Origin of the sequence: Streptomyces caatingaensis (assembly GCF_001187435.1) — a bacterium.
In the GTDB taxonomy this organism is placed as follows: domain Bacteria; phylum Actinomycetota; class Actinomycetes; order Streptomycetales; family Streptomycetaceae; genus Streptomyces; species Streptomyces caatingaensis.
The window spans coordinates 142414-168118 of record NZ_LFXA01000001.1 but is presented as its reverse complement, the minus strand read 5'-3'; the positions used below and the strand labels follow the sequence as shown (position 1 = coordinate 168118).

At 75.0% G+C, this 25705-nt stretch carries 19 protein-coding genes and 1 pseudogene; 15 read left to right on the top strand and 5 right to left on the bottom strand.

Features of this window, described 5'->3' with window-relative positions; genetic code table 11:
* Positions 1-75 precede the first annotated feature (75 nt).
* The 3 genes and pseudogenes from AC230_RS00690 to AC230_RS00680 all read left to right on the top strand — a co-directional run bounded on the left by AC230_RS00690 (position 76) and on the right by AC230_RS00680 (position 3388).
* Positions 76-1272 (top strand): MarP family serine protease, encoded by a 1197-nt coding sequence (locus tag AC230_RS00690; protein WP_049713942.1) that lies wholly within the window; start codon positions 76-78, stop codon positions 1270-1272.
* A gap of 116 nt (positions 1273-1388) precedes the next feature.
* Positions 1389-2564, top strand: coding sequence for a serine hydrolase domain-containing protein (locus AC230_RS00685; RefSeq protein WP_241833023.1), 1176 nt, complete (start codon positions 1389-1391; stop codon positions 2562-2564).
* A 35-nt stretch (positions 2565-2599) separates the two neighbouring features.
* A pseudogene (locus AC230_RS00680) lies at positions 2600-3388 on the top strand (SDR family NAD(P)-dependent oxidoreductase).
* A 4-nt stretch (positions 3389-3392) separates the two neighbouring features.
* On the opposite strand, the gene AC230_RS00675 reads toward AC230_RS00680, so the two are convergent.
* The 3 genes from AC230_RS00675 to AC230_RS00665 form a co-directional block, all read right to left on the bottom strand.
* Positions 3393-4256: an EamA family transporter gene (locus AC230_RS00675; RefSeq protein ID WP_049713940.1), complete on the bottom strand. Its 864-nt coding sequence runs from the start codon at positions 4254-4256 to the stop codon at positions 3393-3395.
* 57 nt (positions 4257-4313) lie between these two features.
* Positions 4314-5924 carry a penicillin-binding transpeptidase domain-containing protein gene (locus tag AC230_RS00670; RefSeq protein ID WP_049713982.1) on the bottom strand — a complete coding sequence of 537 codons (1611 nt, stop codon included), beginning with the start codon at positions 5922-5924 and terminating at the stop codon, positions 4314-4316.
* A 137-nt stretch (positions 5925-6061) separates the two neighbouring features.
* A complete protein-coding gene (locus tag AC230_RS00665) occupies positions 6062-7825 on the bottom strand; it encodes a dolichyl-phosphate-mannose--protein mannosyltransferase (RefSeq protein WP_049713939.1) in 1764 nt (587 codons plus the stop codon).
* Between the two features lie 104 nt (positions 7826-7929).
* On the opposite strand from AC230_RS00665, the gene rsmI reads away from it, so the two are divergent.
* The 10 genes from rsmI to AC230_RS00615 all read left to right on the top strand — a co-directional run bounded on the left by rsmI (position 7930) and on the right by AC230_RS00615 (position 21637).
* Positions 7930-8799 (top strand): 16S rRNA (cytidine(1402)-2'-O)-methyltransferase, encoded by an 870-nt coding sequence (gene rsmI / locus AC230_RS00660; RefSeq protein ID WP_049713938.1) that lies wholly within the window; start codon positions 7930-7932, stop codon positions 8797-8799.
* Positions 8800-9052: 253 nt separating this feature from the next.
* Positions 9053-9532 (top strand): hypothetical protein, encoded by a 480-nt coding sequence (locus AC230_RS00655; protein ID WP_198535365.1) that lies wholly within the window; start codon positions 9053-9055, stop codon positions 9530-9532.
* A 43-nt stretch (positions 9533-9575) separates the two neighbouring features.
* Complete coding sequence (locus tag AC230_RS00650; RefSeq protein WP_049713937.1) at positions 9576-10496, top strand: TatD family hydrolase; 921 nt, start codon at positions 9576-9578, stop codon at positions 10494-10496.
* 96 nt (positions 10497-10592) lie between these two features.
* Complete coding sequence (locus AC230_RS00645; protein WP_049713936.1) at positions 10593-12095, top strand: resuscitation-promoting factor; 1503 nt, start codon at positions 10593-10595, stop codon at positions 12093-12095.
* Positions 12092-12964 (top strand): 16S rRNA (adenine(1518)-N(6)/adenine(1519)-N(6))-dimethyltransferase RsmA, encoded by an 873-nt coding sequence (rsmA, locus tag AC230_RS00640; protein WP_049713935.1) that lies wholly within the window; start codon positions 12092-12094, stop codon positions 12962-12964. The genes AC230_RS00645 and rsmA overlap by 4 nt, the downstream gene beginning before the upstream one ends.
* Before the next feature lie 27 nt (positions 12965-12991).
* Entirely contained in the window at positions 12992-13933 is a 942-nt protein-coding gene (locus tag AC230_RS00635; protein WP_241833015.1) for a 4-(cytidine 5'-diphospho)-2-C-methyl-D-erythritol kinase, read from the top strand.
* Between the two features lie 106 nt (positions 13934-14039).
* A complete protein-coding gene (locus AC230_RS00630) occupies positions 14040-16565 on the top strand; it encodes an ABC transporter permease (RefSeq protein WP_049713934.1) in 2526 nt (841 codons plus the stop codon).
* Between the two features lie 47 nt (positions 16566-16612).
* Complete coding sequence (locus AC230_RS00625) at positions 16613-18412, top strand: ABC-F family ATP-binding cassette domain-containing protein (protein WP_049713933.1); 1800 nt, start codon at positions 16613-16615, stop codon at positions 18410-18412.
* Positions 18413-18984: 572 nt separating this feature from the next.
* Positions 18985-20622 (top strand): outer membrane protein assembly factor BamB family protein, encoded by a 1638-nt coding sequence (locus tag AC230_RS00620; protein ID WP_049713932.1) that lies wholly within the window; start codon positions 18985-18987, stop codon positions 20620-20622.
* A 301-nt stretch (positions 20623-20923) separates the two neighbouring features.
* On the top strand, positions 20924-21637 hold the full coding sequence (locus AC230_RS00615) for a response regulator transcription factor (RefSeq protein WP_049713931.1): 714 nt from the start codon (positions 20924-20926) through the stop codon (positions 21635-21637).
* Here the strand turns inward: AC230_RS00615 and AC230_RS00610 are convergent.
* Positions 21597-21836 carry a hypothetical protein gene (locus AC230_RS00610; protein ID WP_049713930.1) on the bottom strand — a complete coding sequence of 80 codons (240 nt, stop codon included), beginning with the start codon at positions 21834-21836 and terminating at the stop codon, positions 21597-21599. The genes AC230_RS00615 and AC230_RS00610 overlap by 41 nt on opposite strands.
* Positions 21837-21895: 59 nt before the next feature.
* Positions 21896-23563, bottom strand: a complete 1668-nt coding sequence (locus AC230_RS00605; protein WP_049713929.1) for a sodium:solute symporter family protein — start codon at positions 23561-23563, stop codon at positions 21896-21898.
* Between the two features lie 114 nt (positions 23564-23677).
* On the opposite strand from AC230_RS00605, the gene galT reads away from it, so the two are divergent.
* Positions 23678-24718, top strand: a complete 1041-nt coding sequence (gene galT, locus AC230_RS00600; protein WP_049713928.1) for a galactose-1-phosphate uridylyltransferase — start codon at positions 23678-23680, stop codon at positions 24716-24718.
* Positions 24715-25692: a UDP-glucose 4-epimerase GalE gene (gene galE, locus AC230_RS00595; protein WP_049713927.1), complete on the top strand. Its 978-nt coding sequence runs from the start codon at positions 24715-24717 to the stop codon at positions 25690-25692. Before galT ends, galE begins: the two co-directional genes overlap by 4 nt.
* The last annotated feature ends 13 nt before the right edge of the window (positions 25693-25705 follow it).

Here is a 25705-nt window from a genome sequence, read left to right as displayed (position 1 = left end):
GCGCGTTTCCCCTAGTCCACGGGGCATGCGGCCCGTGGCCGCGGTCGGGGGCGCGCGTGAGGGAAAGGGCTCCAAGTGAACCTGCTCGATGTGCTTCTGCTGCTGGTCGTCGTCGCCTACGCCGTCACCGGCTACCGGCGCGGCCTCGTGGCGAGCGCCGTGCTGCTCGCCGGCTTCCTCGGCGGGGCGGTGCTCGGCGTGTGGGCCCTGCCCTCCGTGGTCGGGCACTTCGAGGCCGGGAGCACGTCCGCCGCGGTCGTGGCCGTCCTCGTCGTCCTCGTCCCCGCCGCCGTCGGGCACGCGCTGGCCGGCCGGCTCGCGTGGGGGCTGCGCCGGCGGCTGACCTGGGCGCCGGTGCGCGGGGTGGACGGCGTGGGCGGCGCGGTCGTCAACTCGCTGACCGTCCTGCTCGTCGCCTGGGTCGCGGCCACCGTCGTCGTCTCCACCAACTCCGCCTTCCTCACCCGGGAGATCCGCGACTCGCGGCTGCTGGGCGCGGTGCAGGACGCGATGCCCGAGCAGGCCCCCACATGGTTCAGCCGGACCACGGACGCGCTCACCGGCGCGGGCTTCCCGCAGGTCTTCAACCCCTTCGAGCACGAGCCCGCCACCGGCGTCGCCCGCCCCTCGGGCGACGCCGTCACCCCGGCCGCCGTGCGGGCGGCCCGCTCCAGCGTCGTCAAGATCGAGGGCGTCGCCGACGTCGGCGGCGGGCGGCGCGGCCAGGAGGGCAGCGGCTTCGTCTACGCGCCCGGCCACGTGATGACCAACGCGCACGTGGTCGCGGGCGTCAGCGACCCGACCGTGCGCGTCGCCGGCACCGGCTGGCCGCGCCCGGCCAAGGTCGTCCTCTTCGACCCCGAGACGGACGTCGCCGTCCTGGACGTGCCCGGCCTCGACGCGCCCGTCCTCCCCTTCGACAAGTCCGCCAAGCGCGGCGACGCGGCGGTCGTCGCCGGCTTCCCCGAGAACGGCGGCCTCGACCTGCGCGGCGCGACCGTCGCCACCCAGGTCCGCGCCAAGGGCCAGGACATCTACGGCGACGGCCTCGCGACGCGCTCCGTCTACTCCGTGCGCTCCCTGGTCCGCCCCGGCAACTCCGGCGGTCCCCTCCTCTCCCCCTCCGGCCGCGTCTACGGCGTGGTCTTCGCCCGCTCCACGGCGAACGCGGAGACGGGCTACGTCCTCACCGCGGAGCAGGTCGCGGCGGACGCCGAGCGGGGGGCGACGGCCACGGCCCGCGTGAGCACGGGCAGCCGCGCGGCCCTGTAGGCGCCCCTCCGGGACGCGGGGACGCCCTCCCCGCGGACCCGGTCCACGCGCGTTGACCGCGCACGTGCACCATGGAGGGGCATGTGCACAGACCAACGCAGTGGGAGCGGACCAACGTGACGGACGTCCATGGCACGACAGCGACCGGCTGGGAACCGGTCCGGGACGCCTTCGCCGAGAACTTCGCCCGCCGGGGCGAACGCGGCGCCGCCGTCGTCGTCCACCACCACGGCCGCAAGGTCGTGGACCTCCACGCCGGCACCGCCGACGTCGACGGCACCGCCCCCTGGACCGGCCGCACCGCCCAGATCGTGCGCTCCGCCACCAAGGGCGTCGCCGCGGCCGTCCCCCTCCTCCTGCACCAGCGCGGGCTGGTCGACCTCGACGCGCCCGTCGGCACCTACTGGCCCGAGTTCAAGGCCGCGGGCAAGGAGCGCGTCCTCGTCCGGCACCTCCTCGCGCACCGGGCCGGGGTGCCCGTCCTCGACACCCCGCTCACCCCGGCGCAGGCCGTCGACGGCGTGAGCGGCCCGCGCGCCGTCGCCGCCCAGGCACCGGCCTGGGAGCCCGGCACCGACCACGGCTACCACGCCCAGACCTACAGCTGGCTCCTCGGCGAGCTGGTGCTGCGCATCACCGGGCGGACCCTCGGCGAGTGGACCGCCGACGAGATATCCGGGCCGCTCGGCCTCGACCTGTGGATCGGGCTGCCCGCGGCCGAGCGGCACCGCGCCGGACGGATCGGCGACGTCGAGCCACCGGCGCCGGCCGGCGCCCCCGGGCTGCGGATCCGGCCCAAGCGGGCCGTCGCCGACGCGTACGCCGACCCCTCGTCGCTCACGCGCCGCGCCTTCGCCGCGATCGACCCGGCCCCCGACGAGAACGACCCCGCCTACCGGGCGGCCGAACTCCCCGCCTCGGCCGGCATCGCCACCGCCGAGGCGCTCTCCCGCTTCTACGCCGCGCTCATCGGGGACGTCGAGGGCGGCGGCCGCCGGCTGTTCGCGCCCGCGACGCTGACCCTGGCCCGCACCGAGGAGTCCGCCGGCCCGGACCGCGTCCTGGTCTCCACCACCCGCTTCGGACTGGGCTACATGCTGCACGGCCCGGCGTCGCCGCTGCTGGGCCCCGGCTCCTTCGGCCACCCCGGCCGCGGCGGCTGCCTGGCCTTCGCGGACCCGGAGAGCGGCGTCTCCTTCGGCTACGTGACGAACGGCATGCAGAAGAACGTGACGGCGGACGCGCGGGCACAGGCGCTGGTGCGGGGGGTGGCGCGGGCCCTGGCGGGGTAGGAGCCCCCGGCCCCTCCCGCACAAGGAGCCCGCCCATGGCAGAACCCCGGTTCCACCGCTGGTCCGTCCTCGTCACCGGCGCCGGCCGCGGCATCGGCGCCGCGACGGCCACCCGCTTCGCCCGCGAGGGCGCCCACGTCCTCGTGACGGACATCGACGGCGACCGTGCCTCGCGAACGGCGCGGGGCATCCGGGACGAGGGCGGCACCGCGGAGGCCCTCGCCTGCGACGTCGCCGACCGGCGGGCCGTCGAACGGGCCGTGGCCCACGCCGCCGGGGCGTTCGGCCGCCTCGACGTCCTCGTCAACAACGCCCTCTCCTGCGGCCCCGACCCGGACCTCTTCGAGGACTACCCGGACGAGCGCTGGGAGCGCGACCTCGACGTCACCCTCGGCGGGGCCTTCCGCTGCACGCGCGCGGCGATGCCGCACCTGGCCGCCGCCGGCGGCCGCGGGGCGGTCGTCAACATCGGCTTCGTCAACGGCGAGCAGGACTTCGGCAACCACGCCTACAGCGCCGCCAAGGCCGGCCTCGCGAGCCTGACGCGCACGCTGGCGGGGTAGGCCGCACCCCGCGGGGTCCGGGTCAACCTCGTCGCGCCCGGCACGGTCGACACCCCCAACTGGGCGGGCCGCGAGGGCGCGTTGCGCAGGGCCGCGCCCCACTACCCGCTCGGCCGCGTCGGCCGCCCCGAGGACGTCGCGGCGGCCGTCGCCTTCCTCGCCTCGCGCGACGCCGCCTGGATCACCGGCGTGACGCTCCCCGTGGACGGCGGGATCCTCGTCGCCAACCTCGGTCTGCGCGGGGCGCTCAGCGGGGAGTGAGTGCTCAACCGGCGTGCAGCATCAGGCCGATGCCCACCACCATGAGCGCCGCCGCCGCGACCCGGGGCACCCCGAAGTGCTCCTTGAACAGCAGCGACCCGAGCGCCGCGCCCACGATGATCGACGATTCGCGCAGCGCCGCCACCGGCGCCAGCTCGGCCCGCGTCTGCGCCCACAGCACCAGGCCGTAGGCGAGCGCGGACAGCACCCCGCCGAGCAGCCCCCGCACGGCGAACGGGCGGACGGCCGCCACCAGCGCGCGCCGCCGGACGGCGAGCGCGTACAGCGGGACCGGGGCGCCCTCCAGGAGCATCAGCCAGGCCGTGAAGCCGAGGGACGAGCCGGAGCGGCGCACCCCGAGCCCGTCCACGACGGTGTAGCTCGCGATGGCCAGCCCCGTCCCCACCGCCGCGGCGACGGCCGCGCCGTTCACCGGCCGGCCGCCCCGGCCGCCCCTGCCCCGTACGCCCCACAGCGCCACGCCCACCAGCCCGGCCGACGCCACGGCGACCCCCGTGAGCTGCCACCCGTCCGGCAGCTCCCCGGCGAACACGGCCGCCAGGACGGTCACCGCCAGTGGCGCCGTGCCCCGGGCGATCGGATACATCTGCCCGAAGTCGCCCAGCGAGAACGACCGCATCAGCAACGCCATGTAGAGCACGTGCAGCAGCGCCGAGGCGCCGAGGAAGGGCCAGGCCGCCGCGTCCGGCGCCGGGACGAACGGCACCAGGGCGGCGCCGCAGGCCGCGCCGCCCAGGCCCACCAGCGTGAAGGCGGTGAGCTGGTCGCGTATGCCGTGGGCGATGGCGTTCCAACCGGCGTGGGTGACGGCGGCGGTGAGGACGGCGAGGACGACCAGTGGGGTCATGGTGACGACCGTATGCGGGACGGGCCGCCCCGCGCCGTTGTCCGCGTCACCCGCCCGTCACCCCGCCCGCAGCACCGCCGCCACCACGGGCCCCGCCGAGTCGCCGCCGTGACCGCCCCGGGGCACGACCGCCGCGGCCGCCACGTCGTTGCGGTAGGCGGTGAACCAGCCGTTGGGCCGGTCCTGTCCGTCGATCTCGGCCGAGCCGGTCTTCGCGCCGACGTCCCCGTCGAGCCCGGCCATCGCCGTCCGCCCCGTGCCGGCGACGGCCGTCAGGCGCATCATGCGGCGCAGCTCGGCCGCGACCGGAGCGGGCAACGGGCGTGCGGCACGGGCCAGTCGGAGGCCGGCCGCCTCCGGGTCCACCAGGCGCGGCTGGCGGAAGGTGCCGTCCTTCACGGTGGCGGTCACCGAGGCCATGGTGAGCGGATTCATCTGCACCCGGCCCTGGCCTATCATCGCGGCCGCCTTCTCGGCGCCGGCGCCGTCGGGTATCCGGCCGTCGAAAGTGGTCACGCCCGTCTGCCAGTTGTCCATGCCGACGCCGAAGACCTCGCGCGCCTCGGCGCCGAGGTCCCCGTCGGCCACCTTGCCGGCCAGCGAGACGAAGGCGGTGTTGCAGGAGGCGGCGAAGTCCCGGGCGAAGGTGGCGCCGGGGTCCTCGCCGTTCTCCACGTTGTGGAACTGCTTGCCGTAGGTGGCGTACTCGGGGCAGGGCAGCGGCTGGGAGGGGTGCGCCGCACCCTTCTCCAGCAGCATCGCCGCCGTGACCGTCTTCAGCGTGGAGCCGGGCGCCGTACGGCCCAGCAGCGCCGCGTTGAACCCGGCGCGGCGGGCGCCGGTGTCGGCGACGGCCAGGATCTCCCCGGTGCTGGGCCGCACCGCCACGACCGACGCCTCGTCGCGGCGCGCCACCGCCTCCTCCGCGGCCCGCTGGACGCGGGCGTCGAGCGTGGTGCGCAGGGTGGCGGGCAGCCCCTTGTCGACGACGTGGAGCGTGCGGCCGGCCGTGCCGTCGGCCGGCTCGGCGCGGACCTCGACGGCCTCCCGGCCGCCGGTCTTCTCCCCGAAGCGCTTGCGCAGTTCGGGCAGGACGGCGGTGAGCGAGGGGAACTCCTGGGGATCGAGCTCCCGGCCGGAGCGGTCGACGGCCTTGATCTCCGCGGACTTGCCCGGCCCCGTCCGCAGCGTCTCGCCGTGCGCGAGCCCGGGGTGCAGCACGGTGGGCCGCCAGTCGACGACGGGGCGCCCGCTGGTCCGGCCGCGCACGACGCCGAGCGAGGACGTGTACGTCCACGTCGAGTGCCGGTTCTTGAAGGCGACGTCGGCGGTGACGGTGAAGGGCACCTGCGCCCCCGCCGCGGCCCCCTGCCGGAAGGTCACCTTCCCGACGCCCGCCTCCTCGCGGTAGCCGGTGAGCGCGGCCGACGCCGCCTGCGGGTTGTCGGTGAGCATCGCGGCCCCCTCCGCGTCGCCCTTCGCCCAGGCGGCGAGGAACTCCCGCGCGGTGCGCTCCACTTCGTCCGCCGAGGGCGGCCCCGTCCGCCCGGGCGCCGCCTGCCGCCCGACGTCCCCCACGTCCTCCACCAGCCGGTACGCCCCGAATCCGGCGCCGCCCAGCAGTGCCGCGGCGACCAGCCCGACCGTGATCCTCGCTCCCGTGCGCATCGTCAGCCCCTCCCCGCCGCGGCACACCGTGCGCCGCGGTTCTTTCCCTGCGCTTTGCACACTACGGGAGGGCACTGACAACGCACCCTGGGTGACGGGGAGTCGTAGCTCACGTCACATGGACAACAGGCCCCGCGTCAGATCCAGGTGTCGAACCACATCCGGTTCCGCCACGCGTCCACGGGGATCGGCTGCCCGGTGTAGAGGGGGAAGAAGTAGATGAAGTTCCAGACGATGAGCAGGATCAGTGTGCCGGCTCCGACGACGCCGGCCACCCGCCGGCGTTCCGACGTGCCGTGCGGCCCGGCGATCGCGCCGATCAGCATGGCCACCGCGAGGCAGAGGAACGGTACGAACACCACGGTGTAGAAGTCGAAGATGGTGCGGTCCTGCCACTTGAACCACGGCAGGAGGCCCGCCGCGACGCCGCAGAGGATGGCGCCGGCCCGCCAGTCGCGCCGGAAGAACCAGCGGAAGAGCAGGTAGGCGAGGGCGAAGCAGGCGGTCCACCACAGCAACGGCGTGCCCAGGGCGAGGACTTCGCGCGCGCACTTGCCGGCGGTGCCGGCGGGGCAGCCGTCGTGGCCCGCGGCCGGGGACTCGTAGAAGTAGGAGACGGGACGGCCCTGGACCAGCCAGCTCCACGGGTTGGACTGGTAGGTGTGCGGCGAGGAGAGGTGCGTGTTGAACTTCCACACCTCCACCTCGTAGTGCCACAGGCTGCGCAGCGGGTTGAGGATCCCGGCGAGGAAGCCGTCGGAGGAGTAGCCGCCCTCCGTCTCCGCCCAGTGCCGGTAGTAGCCGCTGTGCTGCCAGCCCCGGGTCCGGCTGTAGGTGCCGCTGTTGGCGAACCAGCCGCTCCAGGAGGCCAGGTAGACGGCGAGGGCGACCGGCACGGTGGCGAGGAACGCCCAGGGCGCGTCCCGGCGCAGCATCGCGCGCCAGGGCCGGCGGGCGCCCGCCAGCCGGCGCGAGCCGACGTCCCAGAGGACGATCAGCAGGCCGAACGCGGCGAGGTAGACCGCGCCGTTCCACTTGGTGGCGGCGGCGAGCCCCAGGAAGACGCCCGCGGCGACCCGCCACGGCCGCCATCCCAGCCGCAGCGTGCCGCCGACCCCGGCGTCCGGCAGGGCGGTGCCCTCGTCGTTCTCCGGCAGCGCGGCGGCCAGCCGGGCCCTTGCCCTGTCGCGGTCGACGAGCACGCAGCCGAAGGCCGCGAGCACGAAGAACATCAGCACCAGGTCGAGCAGCGACGTGCGGCTCATCACGAAGTGCATGCCGTCCACGGCCATCAGCCCGCCGGCGACGCAGCCGAGGAGGGTGGAGCGGAACAGCCGCCGCCCGATGCGGCAGAGCATCAGCACCGACAGCGTGCCCAGCAGCGCGACCATGAAGCGCCAGCCGAACGGTGTGAGCCCGAAGAGCTGCTCGCCGAGCCCGATGACCCACTTGCCCATCGGCGGGTGCACGACGAACGTGGGCGCGTCGGCGACCTGGTCGTAGCCCTGGATGATCCGGCCGTTGACGTCGTCGGGCCACTTGGCCTCGTAGCCGTACTTCCACAGCGCCCAGGCGTCCTTGGCGTAGTACGTCTCGTCGAATATCACGGCGTTGGGGCTGCGCAGGTCGTGGAAGCGGGTCAGCCCCGCGACCAGCGCCACGAGCAGCGGACCGAGCCAGCCCAGCGAGCGCGCCAGCAGCCGCGCGGGGCCCGGCCGCACGCCCAGCACCGTCCAGATCCGGGTGCCCGGCTCGGGGAAGGGCGGTACGAGCCGTTCGCGCGCGTCGCCCCCGCTCCGGGGGGCCACGTACCCGAAGCGGCGCAGCCTGAGCTGCCACGGGGGCGGCTGGCCGGCGGCCGTGCTCTCACGCCGGTCGTGCGTCGCGGTGTCACTGGTCACCGCGCCATCGTAGGGAACGGGCCTGTGCCGGGGCGGGGAGCGGGGAGCGCGCGGCGGCGGACCGGCGGGCGGGCGCGCGCCGGGGGGCCTGCGAGGATGGGGAGGTGACTGGAACGCTCGTACTCGCAGGAACCCCCATCGGCGACGTGGCCGACGCGCCGCCGCGGCTGGCCGCCGAGCTGGCCGCCGCCGAGGTGATCGCCGCGGAGGACACCCGGCGGCTGCGCCGGCTCACCCAGGCGCTGGGGGTGCACACCACCGGCCGGGTCGTCTCGTACTTCGAGGGCAACGAGGCGGCGCGCACGCCCGAGCTGGTCGAGGCGCTGGCGGGCGGGGCACGGGTGCTGCTGGTCACGGACGCGGGGATGCCGTCGGTCTCCGACCCCGGCTACCGGCTGGTCGCGGCCGCGGTCGAGCGCGGGGTGCGGGTGACCGCCGTCCCGGGGCCGTCCGCGGTGCTCACGGCGCTCGCGGTGTCCGGGCTGCCGGTGGACCGGTTCTGCTTCGAGGGCTTCCCGCCGCGCAAGGCGGGGGAGCGGCTGGGGCGGCTGCGCGAGGTGGCGGACGAGCGCCGCACCCTCGTCTACTTCGAGTCGCCGCGCCGGCTGGCGGAGACCCTGGGGGCCATGGCCGAGGCGTTCGGCGCGGACCGGCGGGCGGCCGTCTGCCGGGAGCTGACCAAGACCTACGAGGAGGTCCGCCGCGGGACGCTGGCGGAGCTGGCGGACTGGGCGGGCGAGGAGGTTCGGGGCGAGATCACGATCGTCGTCCAGGGCGCCGTCCCGGGCCCCGCCGAGACCGACGCGGACGAGCTCGTCCGCCGGGTGCGGGTGCGCGAGGAGGCCGGGGAGCGGCGCAAGGAGGCGATCGCCGCGGTGGCCACGGAGGCGGGCATTCCGAAGCGGGTGGTCTTCGACGCGGTGGTCGCCGCGAAAACGGCCGGTAAAACGACCGGGGGCGAATCCGCCGGTTAACGCACCCGGTGGAAGTGGACACGCCAAAAAATGCCGGGTGTCACGGGTCGCCGTACAGTAAAGGGCTGGAGCCAAAAGCAAAGGTCAGACCTTGCTCCCGGGGTCTTCGGGCATGGAGCGGTTAAGTTTGCCCCAATTCGGGGATTGGGCTGCTGCGCCGGCGCGGGAATGGGCGTTCCCTGGTGGTGGGACGTCCATCCCGGAACAGCGTCCGAGCAGGACAGGAATTGTCCGGCGGACAAGAGGAGCTGCCATGAGCGAGACCGCAGGAACCTCGAGTGGCGTCGAGCCCACGACCACGACCCGAACGGCGCCCGCCGCGCCCCCGCGGCCGGGCGGGCACGAGACCGTGCACGAGTCGTACGCCTTCGCGTGCATGCGGTGCGCGAACAGCTGGGAACAGTCGTACGAGATAGAGCACCACGTGGACGCCGAGGGCAAGCCCTTCGTGACGTACTACGCCGACGGGGTCCGCGTGCCCTCCCCCCTGACCCGTCCCACGTGCGCGAACTGCGGCGCGCACGTCGTGCGCATCATGCGCTCGGGCCAGGTCTCCCAGGTGGCCGACGCCCTCCACCTCGCCTCGCGCACGTCCGTCTCCCCGGCCTCGCCGACCGGGCCGTTCATGAGCGGGGGCATCCGCGTCGGGGAGGGCGGGGCGCCCGCCGCGCCGGAGCCCCGCCATCACCACTGGCACCTCTCGGACCTCCTGCACCCCTTCCACCGGAAGTAGGCCGGCCGGACCCGTCCCCGGGCCGGTCCCTAGAATTCCGACCATGGCGGCGACAGCACGGAACAGCGGTTCGGCGGACGGCGAGCGGAAGAAGCAGGACCTCAAGGACGTCCCTCCGCCGCCGCCGGCCCCGCTGACCGTGCCCGTGGCCGACTCGCACACCCATCTGGACATGCAGGGCACGAGCGTCGAGGAGGCCCTCGCCGCGGCCGCCGCCGTCGGCGTCACCACGGTGATCCAGGTGGGGTGCGACCTGGCCGGCTCGCGCTGGGCGGCCGAGACCGCCGCGGCGCACGAGAACGTCTGGGCCGCGGTGGCCCTGCACCCCAACGAGGCGCCGAGGATCGTCCTCGGCGACCCCGGGGGCCGGTCCCGGCAGGGGGCCCGCGAACCCGGCGGCATGGCCGCGCTCGACGAGGCGCTGGCGGAGATCGACGCCCTGGCCGCGCTGGACGCGGTCCGCGGCGTCGGCGAGACCGGCCTCGACTTCTTCCGCACCGGACCGGAGGGCGTGGCGGCCCAGGAGTACTCCTTCCGCCGGCACGTCGAGATCGCCAAGCGGCACGGCAAGGCCCTGGTCATCCACGACCGGGACGCGCACGACGACGTCCTGCGGGTGCTCGCCGAGGAGGGCGCGCCCGGGACGGTCGTCTTCCACTGCTTCTCCGGCGACGCGGAGATGGCGAAGGTCTGCGCGGAGGCCGGCTACTACCTCTCCTTCGCCGGCAACGTCACCTTCAAGAACGCCCAGCCGCTGCGCGACGCGCTCGCCGTCGCCCCGCTCGACCGGATCCTGGTCGAGACCGACGCGCCCTTCCTGACCCCCGCGCCGTACCGGGGGCGGCCCAACGCGCCGTACCTCATTCCGGTCACCTTGCGGGCGATGGCCGCGGTGAAGGGCGTGGACGAGGACGCCCTGGCCACGGCGGTCGCCGCGAATACCGCACGGGCGTTCCGCTACTGACCCCTGGATCGCGACACAGTGTGACTATCGGACTTTGGAGAGTCACCGAAGCTTCGCTACAGTCCTGGCCCGTCAGCCCGGACCCAGTGGAGTGTCGTGAGCCATCCGCAGGGCAGCCCCCACGCTGCGCGCCTCGGTGCGGCGGAGCCGCCGTCGTACCTCCCGTACGCACCGCACGACGCGTACGGCGCCGAGTCCTACGGGGTGCTCGGCGGCCCCGAGGCCCACGAGGCGTACGTGCCCCGGCAGTCCTCGGGATCGCCGGCGGCCCCCGGGGAGGCCCCGGCCGGTGACGTCCTGACGGGCGTCGTCCACCCCCCGTACGATCCCGCCGCCCTCGCGCTGCCCGCGGAGCCCTCCTTCGAGGAGCCCGCCGGGGACCGCCTCCCCGCGAGCCCCTTCGGCGGCTACGACGACGAGCCGCCCGACGACCTCTACGGCGAGCCCGCCGCGCCCGGCCGGGCGGGCGGCCGCCGGGCCGCCCGCCGCAAACGGGCCGGGGCCGTCCCCGACCCGCTGCGCCGCCTGCTGCCGCAGGCCCTGGTCGTCGCCTTCCTGGCCGGCGGCACCTCCGCCTTCATCGCCAGCGACAAGGCCGTCCAGCTCAGCGTCGACGGCAGGCCCCGCACCCTGCACACCTTCGCCGACGACGTGGGGGAGCTGCTGGCGGACGAGGGCATGGCCGTCGGCGAGCACGACATCGTCGCCCCCGGCCGCGACCACGACCTCGCCGCCGGCGACCGCGTCGTCGTCCGCTACGGCCGCCCGGTCACCCTCACCCTCGACGGCGAGCGCCGCCAGGTGTGGACCACCGCCCGGACCGTGGACGGCGCCCTGCGCCAGCTCGGCGTCCGCGCCGAGGGCGCCTACCTCTCCGCCTCCCGCTCCGCGCCCATCTCCCGGCGCGGCCTGGACCTGCACGTCCGCACCGAGCGCACCGTCACCTTCGTCGCCGACGGGCACGAGCACACCCTGCGCACCAACGCCGCCACCGTCCGCGAGGCCATCCAGCAGGCGGGGATCGCCCTCCACGGACAGGACACCGCCTCCGTGGACCCCGAGAGCTTCCCGCGCGACGGCCAGACGATCTCGATCATGAGGATCACCGGCGGCCAGGAGGTCCGCGAGATCCCGATCGACTACGCCACCGAGCGCCACGACGACCCCACGCTCACCAAGGGCACCGAGGTCGTCGCCCAGCGCGGCGAGCCCGGCCTGGAGCGGGTCACCTACGCGCTGCGCTCCGTCAACGGCGTGCGGCAGAAGCCCCGGAAGATCTCCTCGGAGATCGTGCGCAAGCCGCGCACCCAGATCGTCAAGGTCGGCACCAAGGCGGTGCCCACCACCGTCCAGGGCGCCGAGGGCCTCAACTGGCACGCGCTCGCCCAGTGCGAGGCGGGCGGGCGGCCCGACGCGGTCGACCCGTCCGGCACGTACGGCGGCCTCTACCAGTTCGACGTCCACACCTGGCAGTCCCTCGGCGGTTCGGGCCGGCCACAGGACGCCACCGCCGAGGAGCAGACCCACCGGGCGAAGAAGCTCTACGTACGCCGGGGGGCGAGCCCCTGGCCCGTGTGCGGCCGTAAACTTCACGGGTGAGCTCCCCCAGCACTGACGAGAACGGCGCCCTGCTCGGCCCCGCCGACATCCGCGAACTGGCCGCCGCCCTCGGGGTGCGGCCGACCAAGCAGCGCGGCCAGAACTTCGTGATCGACGCCAACACCGTGCGGCGCATCGTCCGCACGGCCGAGGTGCGGCCCGACGACGTCGTCGTCGAGGTCGGCCCCGGGCTCGGCTCGCTGACCCTCGCCCTGCTGGAGGCGGCCGACCGCGTCGTCGCCGTCGAGATCGACGACGTCCTCGCGGCCGCGCTGCCCTCGACCGTCGCCGCCCGGCTGCCCGGCCGCGCCGACCGCTTCTCCCTCGTCCACAGCGACGCCCTGCACGTCCGCGAGCTGCCCGGCCCGGCGCCCACCGCGCTGGTCGCCAACCTGCCCTACAACGTGGCCGTCCCCGTGCTGCTGCACATGCTCGACCGCTTCCCCACCATCGAGCGGACCCTCGTCATGGTGCAGGCCGAGGTGGCCGACCGGCTGGCCGCCGCCCCCGGTTCCAAGGTCTACGGCGTCCCCTCGGTCAAGGCCGCCTGGTACGCCGACGTGAAGCGGGCCGGCGCCATCGGCCGCAACGTCTTCTGGCCCGCCCCGAACGTCGACTCCGGCCTCGTCTCCCTCGTGCGCCGCGCCGAGCCCATCAAGACCACGGCCACCAAGGCGGAGGTCTTCGCCGTCGTGGACGCCGCGTTCGCCCAGCGCCGCAAGACGCTGCGCGCCGCGCTCGCCGGCTGGGCCGGCTCCGCGGCGGCGGCGGAGGCCGCGCTGGTCGCGGCCGGGGTCTCGCCGCGGGCCCGTGGCGAGTCGCTGACCGTGGACGAGTTCGTGGCCATCGCCGAGCACAAGCACGGCTGATCCGTACCCTCCGAGGAGCTGCTCCCCGTGACCCCGCCGCTGTCGTCGCCGTCGTCCGTCACCGTCCGCGTCCCCGCCAAGGTCAACGTCCAGCTCGCCGTGGCCGGGCCGCGGGCCGACGGCTTCCACGCGCTGGCCAACGTCTTCCTCGCCGTCTCCCTCTACGACCACGTCACCGTCACACCGGCGGACTCGCTGCGGATCACCTGCTCCGGGCCGGACGCGGACCAGGTGCCGCTCGACGCCTCGAACCTGGCCGCACGGGCCGCCCTCGCCCTCGCCGGCCGGTACGGGCGCACGGCCGACGTCCACCTCCACATCGACAAGGACATCCCCGTCGCCGGAGGCATGGCCGGGGGCAGCGCGGACGGCGCGGGGGCGCTGCTGGCGTGCGACGCGCTGTGGGGGACGGGGGCGTCGCGGGCCGAACTCCTCGACATCTGCGCCTCGTTGGGCAGCGACGTGCCCTTCGGCCTGACCGGCGGGGCCGCGCTCGGCGAGGGGCGCGGGGAGGTGCTCACCCCGCTGGAGACGGGCGGCACCTTCCACTGGGTCTTCGCCGTCGCGGACGGGGGGCTGTCGACGCCGGCCGTCTACGGCGAGTGCGACCGCCTGCGGGCGGCCTCCGGCACGGACCCGGGCCCCGCCCAGCCCGCCGCCTCCCCCGCCCTCCTCGCCGCCCTGCGCGCCGGCGACGCGGCCGCGCTGGCCTCCGCCGTCTCCAACGACCTCCAGCCGGCGGCCCTCTCGCTGCGGCCGTCGCTGGCCTCGACGCTCGCGGCCGGCACCGAGGCGGGCGCACTGGCCGCCCTCGTCTCCGGCTCCGGCCCGACGGCGGCCTTCCTCGTCAAGTCCCCGGAGGACGGCGAGCGGGTGGCCGCGGCCCTCGCCGCCTCCGGGACGTGCCGGGCGGTGCGGGGTGCGGCGGGGCCGGCGGAGGGGGCGACGGTGGTGGCGCGGCGTCCTTAGGGGGGTTCTCTCCCCGCCCCGCCGGCGGAGGGTAGGGCTACCCCCAGCCCCAACACCCCCGCTGCTCCCATGGGCGAACCCCGCCCCCACCCCTAGCGTCGATCGCATGATCGGCAAGCTCGCCCGGCGTTCGCTGAGGCACCGCACCGGCGGATTCCTCGCCACCTTCCTCGCCCTCGCCCTCGGGGCGACCCTCGTCATGGCGTGCGGCGGTCTCATGGAGACCGCGATCCGCGACAACGTGCCGCCGCAGCGCCTCGCGGGCGCGCAGATCGTCGTCACGGGCGAGCGCACGTACCGGCAGCCGGGCGAGAAGCACGAGGCCGTGCTGCCCGAGCGGGCGGGGCTGCCGGCCGGGGCGGCCGAGGAGGCCGCCCGCGTGCCGGGCGTCCGGCGCGCCGTCGGCGAGCACACGTTCGACGTCGTCCTCCCCGGCACGGGGAAGGCCGAGGCGCACGGCTGGGAGTCGGCCGCGCTCACCCCGTACGGCCTCGACGGGAGGGCCCCGTCCCGGGGCGAGGTGGTCCTGGACGAGGGCCTGGCCGCCCGCACGGGCAAGCGCGTCGGGGAGACGGTACGGATCACGGCGCAGGGCGGCCGCACGGCCGCGTACCGCCTCAGCGGCATCGCCCGCGGCGGCCGCGTCCCGCGGCCCACCCTGTTCCTCGCCACCGCGGACGCCGCGCGCCTCGCACCCCGCCCGGGCACGGTCGCCGACGTCGCGGTCGTCCTGGAACCGGGCGCGGACCGCGACACCGTCCGCGAGGGGATCCGCAAGGCCCTGGAGGGGCGGACGGTGCTGACGGGCGACGACCGGGGCACCGTCGAGCACCCGGAGGCCGTCCGCGGCGCGGGCGACATCATCGCCCTCTCCGGCGCCTTCGGCGGACTGACCGTCGGCGTCTCGGTGTTCGTCGTCGCCGGCACCGTCGGCCTGTGCGCGCGGCGCCGCCGCCGCGAACTCGCCCTGCTGCGGGCGGTCGGCGCCGGCAAGGGGATGCTGCGCCGCCTGATCGTCGGGGAGACGCTGCTGGTCGCCGTCCTCGCCGGGGCCGTGGCCTGGTTCACCGGGCCGCTCGTGGGCCGCCGGCTGTTCGACGCCCTCGTGGACAGCGGAATGGCCGCCGAGACCCTGGAGTTCCGGCAGGGCTGGATCCCGGCGATGCCCGCCTACGGGGCGCTCCTGCTGACCGCGGTCGGCGGCGGACTCCTCGGCGCCCGCGCCACCACGACGGCCCGCCCCGTCGAGGCGCTGGCCGGAGCCGCCGTCCAGGAACGGTGGTGGACGCCCCTCCGGCTGCTGCTCGGCCTGCTGTTCCTCGCCGGGGCGACCGCCCTGGGCCTGGTCACCGCGCTGGTCCTGCGCGGCCCCGTGGCGGCGAGCACCGCGGGCCCCACGGTGATGTGCGCGGCCGCCGGCCTCGCCCTGCTGGGGCCGTGGTGCGCCCGCGCGGTGACCGCGCTGCTGTCCTGGCCCGTCCGCCTGCTCACGGGCCCGTCCGGGGGCCTGGCGGTCCTCAACTGCCGTGCCGGGGCCGTCCGTACGGCCGCCGTCGCCACCCCCGTGATGCTCGTGACCGCCCTCGCCACCGGCATGATCTACCTCCAGACCAGCACCGCGGCCCTCACCGGGAAGGCGTTCACCGGGAGCCTGCGCGCCGACGCCGTCCTGACCTCCCCGGCCGGCGTCGACCCGGCCCTCGCGGCGGCCGTGCGCCGGCTGCCCGAGGCCGGCGCCGCGAGCCCGTCCGTCACGAGCACCGGCTTCACCGAGAGCCCGCACGACGGCGCCGAGAGCAAGCGCGGACTGCCCCTCGTCGGCATCGGCGCGGAGGACGCGGAACGGACCGCCGGCGACGAGGTCACCGCCGGCAGCCTGGCCGCGCTGCGCGGCGACGCCGTCGCCCTGCCGGAGCCGCTCGCCCGCCGGATCCACCGCGGCGTGGGCGACACGGTACGGCTGCGCCTGGGCGACGGCGCCGCCGCGGACGTCCGGGTCGTCGCCCTCGTCGCCGCCCGCGAGGGGTACGAACACGCCCTGACCAGCGTCGAACTGCTCGCCCCGCACACCACCCCGGGCCTGCCCGCGCGGATCCTGGTCCGCGCGGCCGACGGCACCGGCCGGGACCGGCTCATGGCCGCGCTCACCCGCTTCGCCGCGGGCCGCCCGGGGCTGGAGGTCCTCGACCGGGACGCCGTGGCGGCCGGGCGCGCCGCGGACACCCGCACCCAGGCCTGGGCCAGCTACCTCATCGTCGGCATGCTCGTCGTCTTCACCGCCCTCTCGGTCGTCAACTCGACCGCCGTCGCCGTGGGCGGCCGCCGGAGGGAGTTCGCGCTCCAGCGGCTCGCCGGGGCCACGAAGGGCCAGCTGCTGCGCATGATGACCGTCGAGGGGGCCCTCGTCGCCGTGGTCGGCGTCGTCCTGGGCACGCTGGCCGCGGCCGCCGCGCTCGTCCCGTTCGCCCTCTCCGCCTCGGACCGCGTCCTGCCGTACGGGCCCGTCACCGTCTACCTCGCCGTCGTCGCGGGCGCGCTCGCCGTCACGCTCGGCGCGACGCTGCCGCCCACGTGGGCCGCGCTGCGCGCCCGCCCGGTGGAGGCGGCCGGGGGCCCGTCCGCGGACCTGTGAACCCATGGGATCCTGGAGGGGTATCCGATGCGAGGAGTCCTGGCCCCATGGCAGCCAACCTGGTCAATCTGGAAGCCGTCGACAAGGTGTACGGCACGCGTGCGCTGCTCGACGGCGTCTCCCTGGGCGTCAACGAGGGGGACCGGATCGGCGTGGTCGGCCGCAACGGCGACGGCAAGACCACCCTCATCCGCGTCCTCGCCAGGCTGGAGGAGGCCGACAAGGGCCGCGTCACCCACGCGGGCCACCTGCGCCTCGGCGTCCTCACCCAGCACGACTCGCTGGACCCCTCCGCCACCGTCCGCCACGAGGTGATCGGCGACCTCGCCGACCACGAGTGGGCGGGCAACGCCAAGATCCGCGACGTGCTCACCGGCCTGTTCGGCGGGCTCGACCTGCCCGGCTTCGCGCAGGGCCTCGACACCGTGATCGGCCCGCTCTCCGGCGGCGAGCGCCGGCGCATCGCGCTCGCGAAGCTGCTGATCGCCGAGCAGGACCTCATCGTCCTGGACGAGCCCACCAACCACCTGGACGTCGAGGGCATCTCCTGGCTCGCCGGCCATCTGCGGGCGCGCCGCTCGGCGCTCGTCTGCGTCACGCACGACCGCTGGTTCCTCGACCAGGTCTGCACCCGCATGTGGGACGTCCAGCGCGGCACCGTCCACGAGTACGAGGGCGGCTACAGCGACTACGTCTTCGCCCGCGCCGAGCGGGAGCGGATCGCCGCCTCCGAGGAGGCCAAGCGGCAGAACCTCATCCGCAAGGAGCTCGCCTGGCTGCGCCGCGGCGCCCCCGCGCGCACCAGCAAGCCGCGCTTCCGCATCGAGGCCGCCAACGAGCTGATCGCGGACGTCCCGCCGCCGCGGGACAGCGCCGAGCTGATGCGGTTCGCCGGCTCCCGGCTGGGCAAGACCGTCTTCGACCTCGAGGACGTCACCGTCCAGGCCGGTCCCAAGGTGCTCATCGAGCACCTCACCTGGCAGCTCGGCCCCGGCGACCGCGTCGGCCTCGTCGGCGTCAACGGCGCCGGCAAGACGTCCCTGCTGCGCACGCTCGCCGAGGCGGCCCGCACGGAGGGCGAGAAGCAGCCCGCGGCCGGCAAGGTCGTCGTCGGCAAGACCGTGAAGCTGGCGTACCTCTCGCAGGAGGTCGCCGAACTCGACCCGGCCGTGCGGGTGCTGGAGGCCGTCCAGCAGGTGCGCGACCGCGTCGACCTCGGCAAGGGCCGGGAGATGACGGCGGGACAGCTGTGCGAGAAGTTCGGCTTCACGAAGGAGAAGCAGTGGACGCCGGTCGGCGACCTCTCCGGCGGTGAGCGCCGGCGGCTCCAGCTGCTGCGCCTGCTGATGGACGAGCCGAACGTCCTCTTCCTCGACGAGCCGACCAACGACCTCGACATCGAGACGCTGACGCAGCTCGAGGACCTGCTCGACGGGTGGCCCGGCTCGATGATCGTCATCAGCCACGACCGCTACTTCGTGGAGCGCACCACCGACCGGGTCTTCGCCCTGCTCGGCGACCGCTTCCTGCGGATGCTGCCGCGCGGTCTGGACGAGTACCTGGAGCGCCGCGAGGCCGTGCTGAACGCGGCGGCCCCGGCCGCGCCCGTGCCCGCCGCCCGGCCCGCGAAGTCCGCCGGGGACGCGCGGGCCGCGAAGAAGGAGCTCCAGAAGATCGAGCGCCGGCTCGACAAGGTCAGCGAGCAGGAGGCGAAGCTCCACGAGCGGATCGCCGCCCGGGCGACGGACTTCGCGGCCGTGGCCGAGCTGGACGCGGAGCTGCGGGAGCTGGCCGGGGAGCGGGAGGAACTGGAGCTGCGCTGGCTGGAGCTGGCGGAGGAGGTGTAGCGCGCGCCGGGGCCGCCGCGCGGTCCCACGCGGCACAACCCCCTCACAACGGTCTCGTCACAGCCCGGTATCGGCTCCCCGGGCGGCGCGTGCGCCACCCGTCCGGCCCTGTCGTCGGGTGATACAAAGAACCCCCGCTCACGTGCCGCTCACCGGCGGGATCCGCACCCGATGCGCTCCTTCCCGGGAGGGCGCCGCGCGCCGGCCGGCGCCCGGCGCCGCCGGGATCGCGGGGGAGGCCGCCCGGGCCGGCGGGTTCCGCGCGTAAATGAGGAAAGCTGATGTCACAGCCGCCCCAGCCCCCCCAAGGCTTCGGCGCACCCCAGGACCAGCCCCCCGGTTTCGGGGCTCCTCCCGCCATGCCGTCCGCCCCGCCCGCCCCGCCCGCCCCGCCGGCGGGCCCGCAGGGGCAGCAGCCCCCGCCACCGCCCCGGCCGCCGCAGGCCCCCGCGGCACCGCCGGCGCCCCCGTCGGCCCCGCCCGTCCCCGCCGCACCGCCCGCGGCACCCGCGGGCGCCAACGGCCCGGCGGCGCCCGCCCGTCCGGCCGCCCCGGCCGGTCCCGGAGCCCCCGTGCCGTCGCCCGCGGCCCCCAACGGCCCTGCGGCGCCCGCCGGTCCGGGCTTCGGTCCCCCCGGCGCTCCCGCCCCCGGCGCCCCCGTAGGCCCCGCCTACGGCTACCCCCAGGCACCCCCGCCCCCCGGCGGCTACGGCTATCCGGCCGCCGGCGGGCCGCAGTTCGGGGCGCCGCAGTTCGGCGGGGCGTACCAGCAGACGCCGCCGCCCGCGGCGAAGAACAGGAAGCGCCTGGCCGTGATCGTCGGCGCCGTCACCGCGTTCGCGCTGCTGCTCAGCGGAGGCGTCTGGTACGCCCTCCAGGGCGGTGGCGACGACGACCCCAAGAAGGACGGGCCGAAGGCCTCGTCCGGTGCCAAGGGCGGGGGCGGCGCCAAGGGCGCGGACAAGCCCCGGGCCAAGGAGGGCAAGTTCCTCTTCGGCGCCGAGCTGGCCACGATCAAGGACACCAGCCGCCCGGCCGGCGGCATGTGGGTCACCGGCAAGGTCTTCGCCAAGGGCGACCTCGACAAGGTCGTCGGCTACGGCCTGACCGGCGGCAAGCAGTGGGAGATCCCGCTGGACGGCGACATCTGCTCGGCGCCCAAGCACGTGACCGCCGACGGCAAGACCGCCGTGCTGGTCGCGCAGGCGCCGCCGAGCGACAGCAAGCCGTACGGCGGCCCGTGCAACCAGGTCGTGGCCCTCGACCTCGACCACGGCAAGAAGCTGTGGCAGAAGTCGGTCCGGGTCGGCGACAAGGACGTCACCTTCTCCGAGGTCACCGTCGGCGGCGGCACCGTCGCGGCGGGCGGCCTGGGCGGCGGCGCCGCCTGGTCGCTGGAGGGCAAGGAGCTGTGGAAGCCCAAGGAGGACGACTCCTGCCGGGACGACGGCTACGGCGGCGGCAGCAAGCTCGTCGCGGTGCAGCGCTGCGGCGACTACGAGCGCCCGCAGATGAAGGTCCAGACCCTGGACCCGGCGACGGGCATGCCCAAGTCCAGCTTCAAGGTGCCCAGCGGGCTCCAGTACGTGCACGTGGTGTCAACCGACCCGCTGGTCATCGGCGTCAACGCGGGTGACCACACGGGCAACGGCGTGTCCGACTTCATGGCGATCGACGACAGCGGCAAGGACGGCAAGCTGCGCAGCAAGATCGCGACGGAGAACGGCAAGTTCGTCCCGCGCTGCCCCTCGACCGCCGTCGAGGGCTGCTACAAGCTCGCCGTCACCAAGGACACGCTCTATCTTCCGTCGGACGACCACCAGACCGGCAAGTCCGGTGAGGTCGGCCGGGTCAACGAGGTCGTGGCGTTCGACCTCGCCAACGGCAAGTCGAAGGGCAAGACCGACGGCCGGGTCAGCTCGTCGATGGTGCCGATCGGCACGGACGGGGACGGCGCGGCGATCGCCTACCTCACGGCGAGCTGGCGCGCGGGCGGCACGGTCGTCCGGATCGACCCCAACTCCTTCGCCGCGCAGGAGCTGTTGAAGAACCCGCTCGCCACGCAGAAGACCGAGGCCCAGATCTCGCCGCTGTTCGAGCAGGCCATCTGGGCGCAGGGGCGGCTGTACCTGGGCCGCAACTACATCCACAAGCCGAGCCCGTTCGCGGACGGCAAGGAGTACATCGCCATGATCTGGGGGACGGGCTGAGCCGTCCGTTCCCCGGCCCGACTGACCGTGGTTGACGACCGGTTGACGCTCGGCTGATCATTTGGCGAGCGCTCGGCGCCGCATCCCTGTCCATCGCGCGTACATGCCTGAACGATCCGTTTCAGACGCGAAGTACACGTGATTGACAGGGATTTCGGCATTCCGGGGGACTTCTCACGAGTAGGGGGCGCGGAACGTCGAACAAGCGTGTAGCTTCCGGGGGCAAGAGGGCGACAAAGAGACGTAGCGACGTAAGAGCGCGGCGACGCGGAGACGTACGCGGGCGACAGGGGGGCAGCGCATGGGCGTGCGGCTCATGGTGGTCGACGACCACCGACTGCTGGCCGAGGCCCTCGCCTCGGCGCTGAAGTTGCGCGGGCACAGGGTGCTGGCGGCGGCCGCGCCGAGCGCGGGGGCGGCCGACCTGGTGGTGAGCCGCGCGCCCGAAGTGTGCCTGCTGGGCACGGCCGCCCCGGCCGAGCCCGGCGCGTTCGAGCCGGTCGTGCGGATCAAGCGGGAGCGTCCGCAGGTGGCCGTCGTGGTGCTCGGGCCGGTGCCGAGCCCGCTGGGCATCGCGGCCGCCTTCGCCGCCGGCGCCTCCGGCTACGTCCGGCACAACGAGCGCATCGAGGGCGTCGAGCGGGCCATGCTCAAGGCCCGCGCGGGCGAGGCCGCCGTCGAACCCCAGCTGCTCCAGGGCGCGTTCACCGAGCTGCTCAACCCGGCGGCCCAGCCGGACGACGAGGGGGCGCGGCTGCTCCAGCTGCTGACCCCGCGCGAGGTCGAGGTGCTGGTGCGGGTGGCCGAGGGCGAGGACACCCGGCTGATCGCCGCCGGGATGGGCATAGCGCCGAGCACGGCCCGTACGCACGTCCAGCGCGTCCTGATGAAGCTCGGCGTCGGCTCCCGGCTGGAGGCCGCGGCCCTGGCCGCCCGCACGGGGCTGCTGGACCGGGCCGCGGGCGGCGTCCCGGCTACTTCCCGCGGCGTGGTGGGGCGGCAGGGCGGAGCATGAGCCAGACCAGGAAGAAGGCGCCGAGGGCGAGCATCCCCAGCCCGGCCCAGAGGTTGATGTTGATGCCCTCGGCCCTGTCCAGGTCCTCGTCCGAGGCGGTGATCCCGGCGACGGTGACGACGACGCCGTAGACGGTGAAGAGTCCGCCGATGACCAGGCGCAGGTCGAAGAGGGTCCGCGGCGGCTTGCGGTCGTCCATCGTGCTCCCCTCGAAGACGGGAAAGGGCGGGTGCGGGGCAGGCGTCAGGAAGGCGGGCGTCAGAAGGAGAACGGCACGTAGCAGGCCGCCGCCAGCACCACCGCGCCCCACCCCAGCAGGGCCGGCCGGCGGTACCAGACCCCGTCGCCGTCCGCCGGCACCCCGGCCGCCGGCGGCCGGACGCCGTGGACCAGCCCCGCGAGCGAGGCCGCCGGTTTGGGCTCGGTGCCCAGCGAGACCGCCACCGTCACCACCGCGCCGACCGCGAACGCGACGATCGCGGAGACGAAGTTGGCGCCCTGGTCGGACGGGATGGACACGATCCCCCGCCGGTAGAGCCAGAAGTAGTGGACCATCGCGGCCACCGTGCCGGACAGCAGGCCCCAGAAGCCGCCCGCGGCCGTGGCCCGCCGCCAGAACATGCCGATGACGAAGACGCAGAAGAGCGGGACGTTGAAGAACGAGAACAGCGTCTGCAGATAGTTCATGATGTTGGAGAAGGACGAGGCCACGAACGCCGTCCCCATCCCCGCCAGCACCCCGAGCACCGTCACCACCCGCCCGGTCGCCAGATAGTGCGCGTCGGCGCGCCCGCGGCGGAGGTAGGTGGCCCAGATGTCGCTGGTGAACACGGTGTTGAACGACGAGACGTTGGCCGCCATGCCGGCCATGAAGGCGGCGAGCAGCCCGGTCACGGCCAGGCCCAGCACCCCGTTGGGCAGCAGGTCGCGCATGAGGACGGGGATCGCGTCGTTGTAGTCGAGCCCGCTGCCCGCCGCGCCCAGCGTCGGCTCGACGACGAGCGCGATCAGCCCCGGCACCACGACCACCAGGGGAATGAGCGTTTTCGGGAACGCGGCGATCAGCGGCGTGCGCCGCGCGGCGCTCAAGTCCTTCGCGGAGAGTGCCCGTTGGACCTCGGCGAAGTTGGTCGTCCAGTAGCCGAAGCTCAGCACGAAGCCGAGGCCGAGCGTGATGGTCAGCCAGTTGGCGCCCAGCGGGTTGGCGTGGCCCACGCCCGTGCCGCCCCAGGCCGTGAGGAAGTCGTCGCCCCGCCGGGCGGCCACCGCGTCCCGCAGCCCGCCCCAGCCGCCGGCCCGCCGCAGGCCGACGACCGTCAGGGGGACCATCGCCGCCAGGATCACGAAGAACTGGAGCACCTCGTTGTAGACGGCCGAGGTCAGCCCGCCGAGCGTGATGTAGACCAGGACGAAGAAGCCGGCCACCACCACGGCGACCCACTGCGGCCAGCCCAGCAGCGCCCGCAGCACGATCGCCATGGCGTAGAGGTTGACGCCGGCGATGAGGACCGAGGCGACCGCGAAGATGACCGACGACAGCAGATGCGAGGACGGCCCGAACCGCCGCAGCAGGAACTCCGGGACCGAGCGCACCTCGGACCCGTAGTAGAACGGCATCATCACCAGCCCCAGGAAGACCATCGCGGGAATCGCGCCGATCCAGTACCAGTGGACGGTGGGGACGCCGTACTGGGCGCCGTTGGCCGCCATGCCGAGGATCTCGGTGGCGCCCAGGTTGGCGGCGACGAAGGCCAGACCGGTGACCCAGGCGGGCAGCGAGCGCCCCGACAGGAAGAAGTCCGTGCTGGTCCGCACCGAACGGCGGACGGCCCACCCGATGCCCAGCACCACGGCGAAGTACAGGCCCAGGATGGCGTAGTCCAGGCCGTTGACGTGCAGCCGGAGACCCTCGGCCAGTGCCTGCATGGCGCCCCCCCGTCCACCGTCGGCCCACCGTCGGCCGATCACCGTTGACCGCGTTGCCCTCCCATGGTTCCTTGTGCTCGGTGGGGTGGGAAGGTGTCGGTGAGGAGGGCGTGTGTGAAGAGGACCGCGACCCGGCTCGCGGACGGCCGCGAGCTGTTCTACTACGACGCCCGGGACGGCACCGCCCGCGACGCCCCGGACCGGCGCCCGCTGCCCCCGGCCGCGCGCGGCACCGAGCTGCGCGCCGACCCGCTGCTGGGCGACACCGTGGTGATCGCCTCCCACCGGCAGGACCGCACCTATCATCCGCCGCCCGGCGCCTGCCCGTTGTGCCCCACGCGCGACGGCCGGCCCACCGAGATCCCGGCCGCGGACTACGAGGTCGCCGTCCTGGAGAACCGCTTCCCCTCCCTCGCGGGGCCCGGCCGCTGCGAGGTCGTCTGCTTCACCGCCGAGCACGACGGCTCCTTCGCCGCCCTGGACGACGAACGGGCCGCCCTCGTCCTCGCGGCGTGGACGGACCGCACGGCGGAGCTGTCCGCCCTGCCCGGCGTCGAGCAGGTCTTCTGCTTCGAGAACCGGGGCGCGGAGATCGGCGTCACCCTGACCCACCCGCACGGCCAGATCTACGCGTACCCCTTCGTCACCCCGCGCACCGAGCGCGTCCTCGCCTCCGCCGCCGCCCACCGCGAGCGCACCGGCCGCAGTCTCTTCGAGGACGTCGTGGCCGCCGAGGAGGCCGACGGGCGGCGGATCGTGCTGGCCGGGGAGCACTGGACGGCGTTCGTGCCGTACGCGGCCCGCTGGCCGTACGAGGTCCACCTCCACCCCCGGCGCCGGGTGCCCGACCTCACCGCCCTCGACGGGCCCGCGCGGGCCGAACTCCCGGGCCTCCAGCGGGAGATCCTGCGCCGCTTCGACCGACTCTTCGGGCCCGGCGCACCGCCCACCCCGTACGTCAGCGGCTGGCACCAGGCCCCCGTCCGCCACCCGCTGCGCACGGAATTCGCCCTGCACCTCGAGGTCTTCACCGTCCGCCGCACTGCCGGCAAGCTCAAGTTCCTCGCCGGTTCCGAATCCGGCATGAACGTGTTCATCAACGATGTGCCGCCGGAGGCCGCGGCCGAGCGACTGCGAGAGGCAGCAAGGCAATGAACACGAGCAAGTGCCTGGTCACGGGTGGTGCCGGCTATGTCGGCAGCGTCGTCGCGGCCCATCTGCTGGCCGCCGGGCACACGGTGACCGTGCTCGACGACCTCTCCACGGGGCACCGCGACGCCGTCCCGGAGGGCGCGCGGTTCATCGAGGGGCGCGTCCAGGAGGCCGCGCGCCATCTGGACGGCTCGTACGACGCGGTGCTGCACTTCGCCGCCTGCTCCCAGGTCGGCGAGTCCGTCGCCCGCCCCGAGAAGTACTGGCGCAACAACGTCGGCGGCACCCTCGACCTGCTCGACGCCATGCGTGCCGCGGGCGTGCGCACCCTGGTCTTCTCCTCCACCGCCGCCACCTACGGCCAGCCGGCCGTGGTGCCCGTCACCGAGGACTCCCCGACCGTCCCCACCAACCCCTACGGCGCGAGCAAGCTCGCCGTGGACCACATGATCGCCGCCGAGTGCGCGGCCCACGGGCTGGCCGGCGTCTCGCTGCGCTACTTCAACGTCGCGGGGGCGTACGGGCGTTGGGGGGAGCGGCACGAACCGGAGTCGCACCTGGTGCCGCTCGTCCTGCGGACCGCCCTCGGCGAGCGGCCGGAGATCGCCGTCCACGGCGACGACTACCCGACCCCCGACGGCACGTGCGTCCGCGACTACCTGCACGTCGCCGACCTGGCCGAGGCCCACCTCCTCGCCCTGGCCGCCGCCCGGCCCGGCGAGCACCTGGTGTGCAACCTCGGCAACGGCAACGGCTTCTCCGTGCGCGAGGTCGTCGAGACCGCGCGCGAGGTCACCGGCCGCCCGATCCCGCAGCGCGCCGGCCCCCGCCGGCCCGGTGACCCCGCGGTGCTGGTCGCCTCCGCCGAGCGCGCCCGCGAGGTCCTCGGCTGGCGGCCGCGCCGCCCGGACCTGGGCGACATCATCGCGGACGCCTGGGAGTTCGCCCGGCGCACGGCGGACGGGGAGCTCCCCTGAGCCGCGCGGGCCG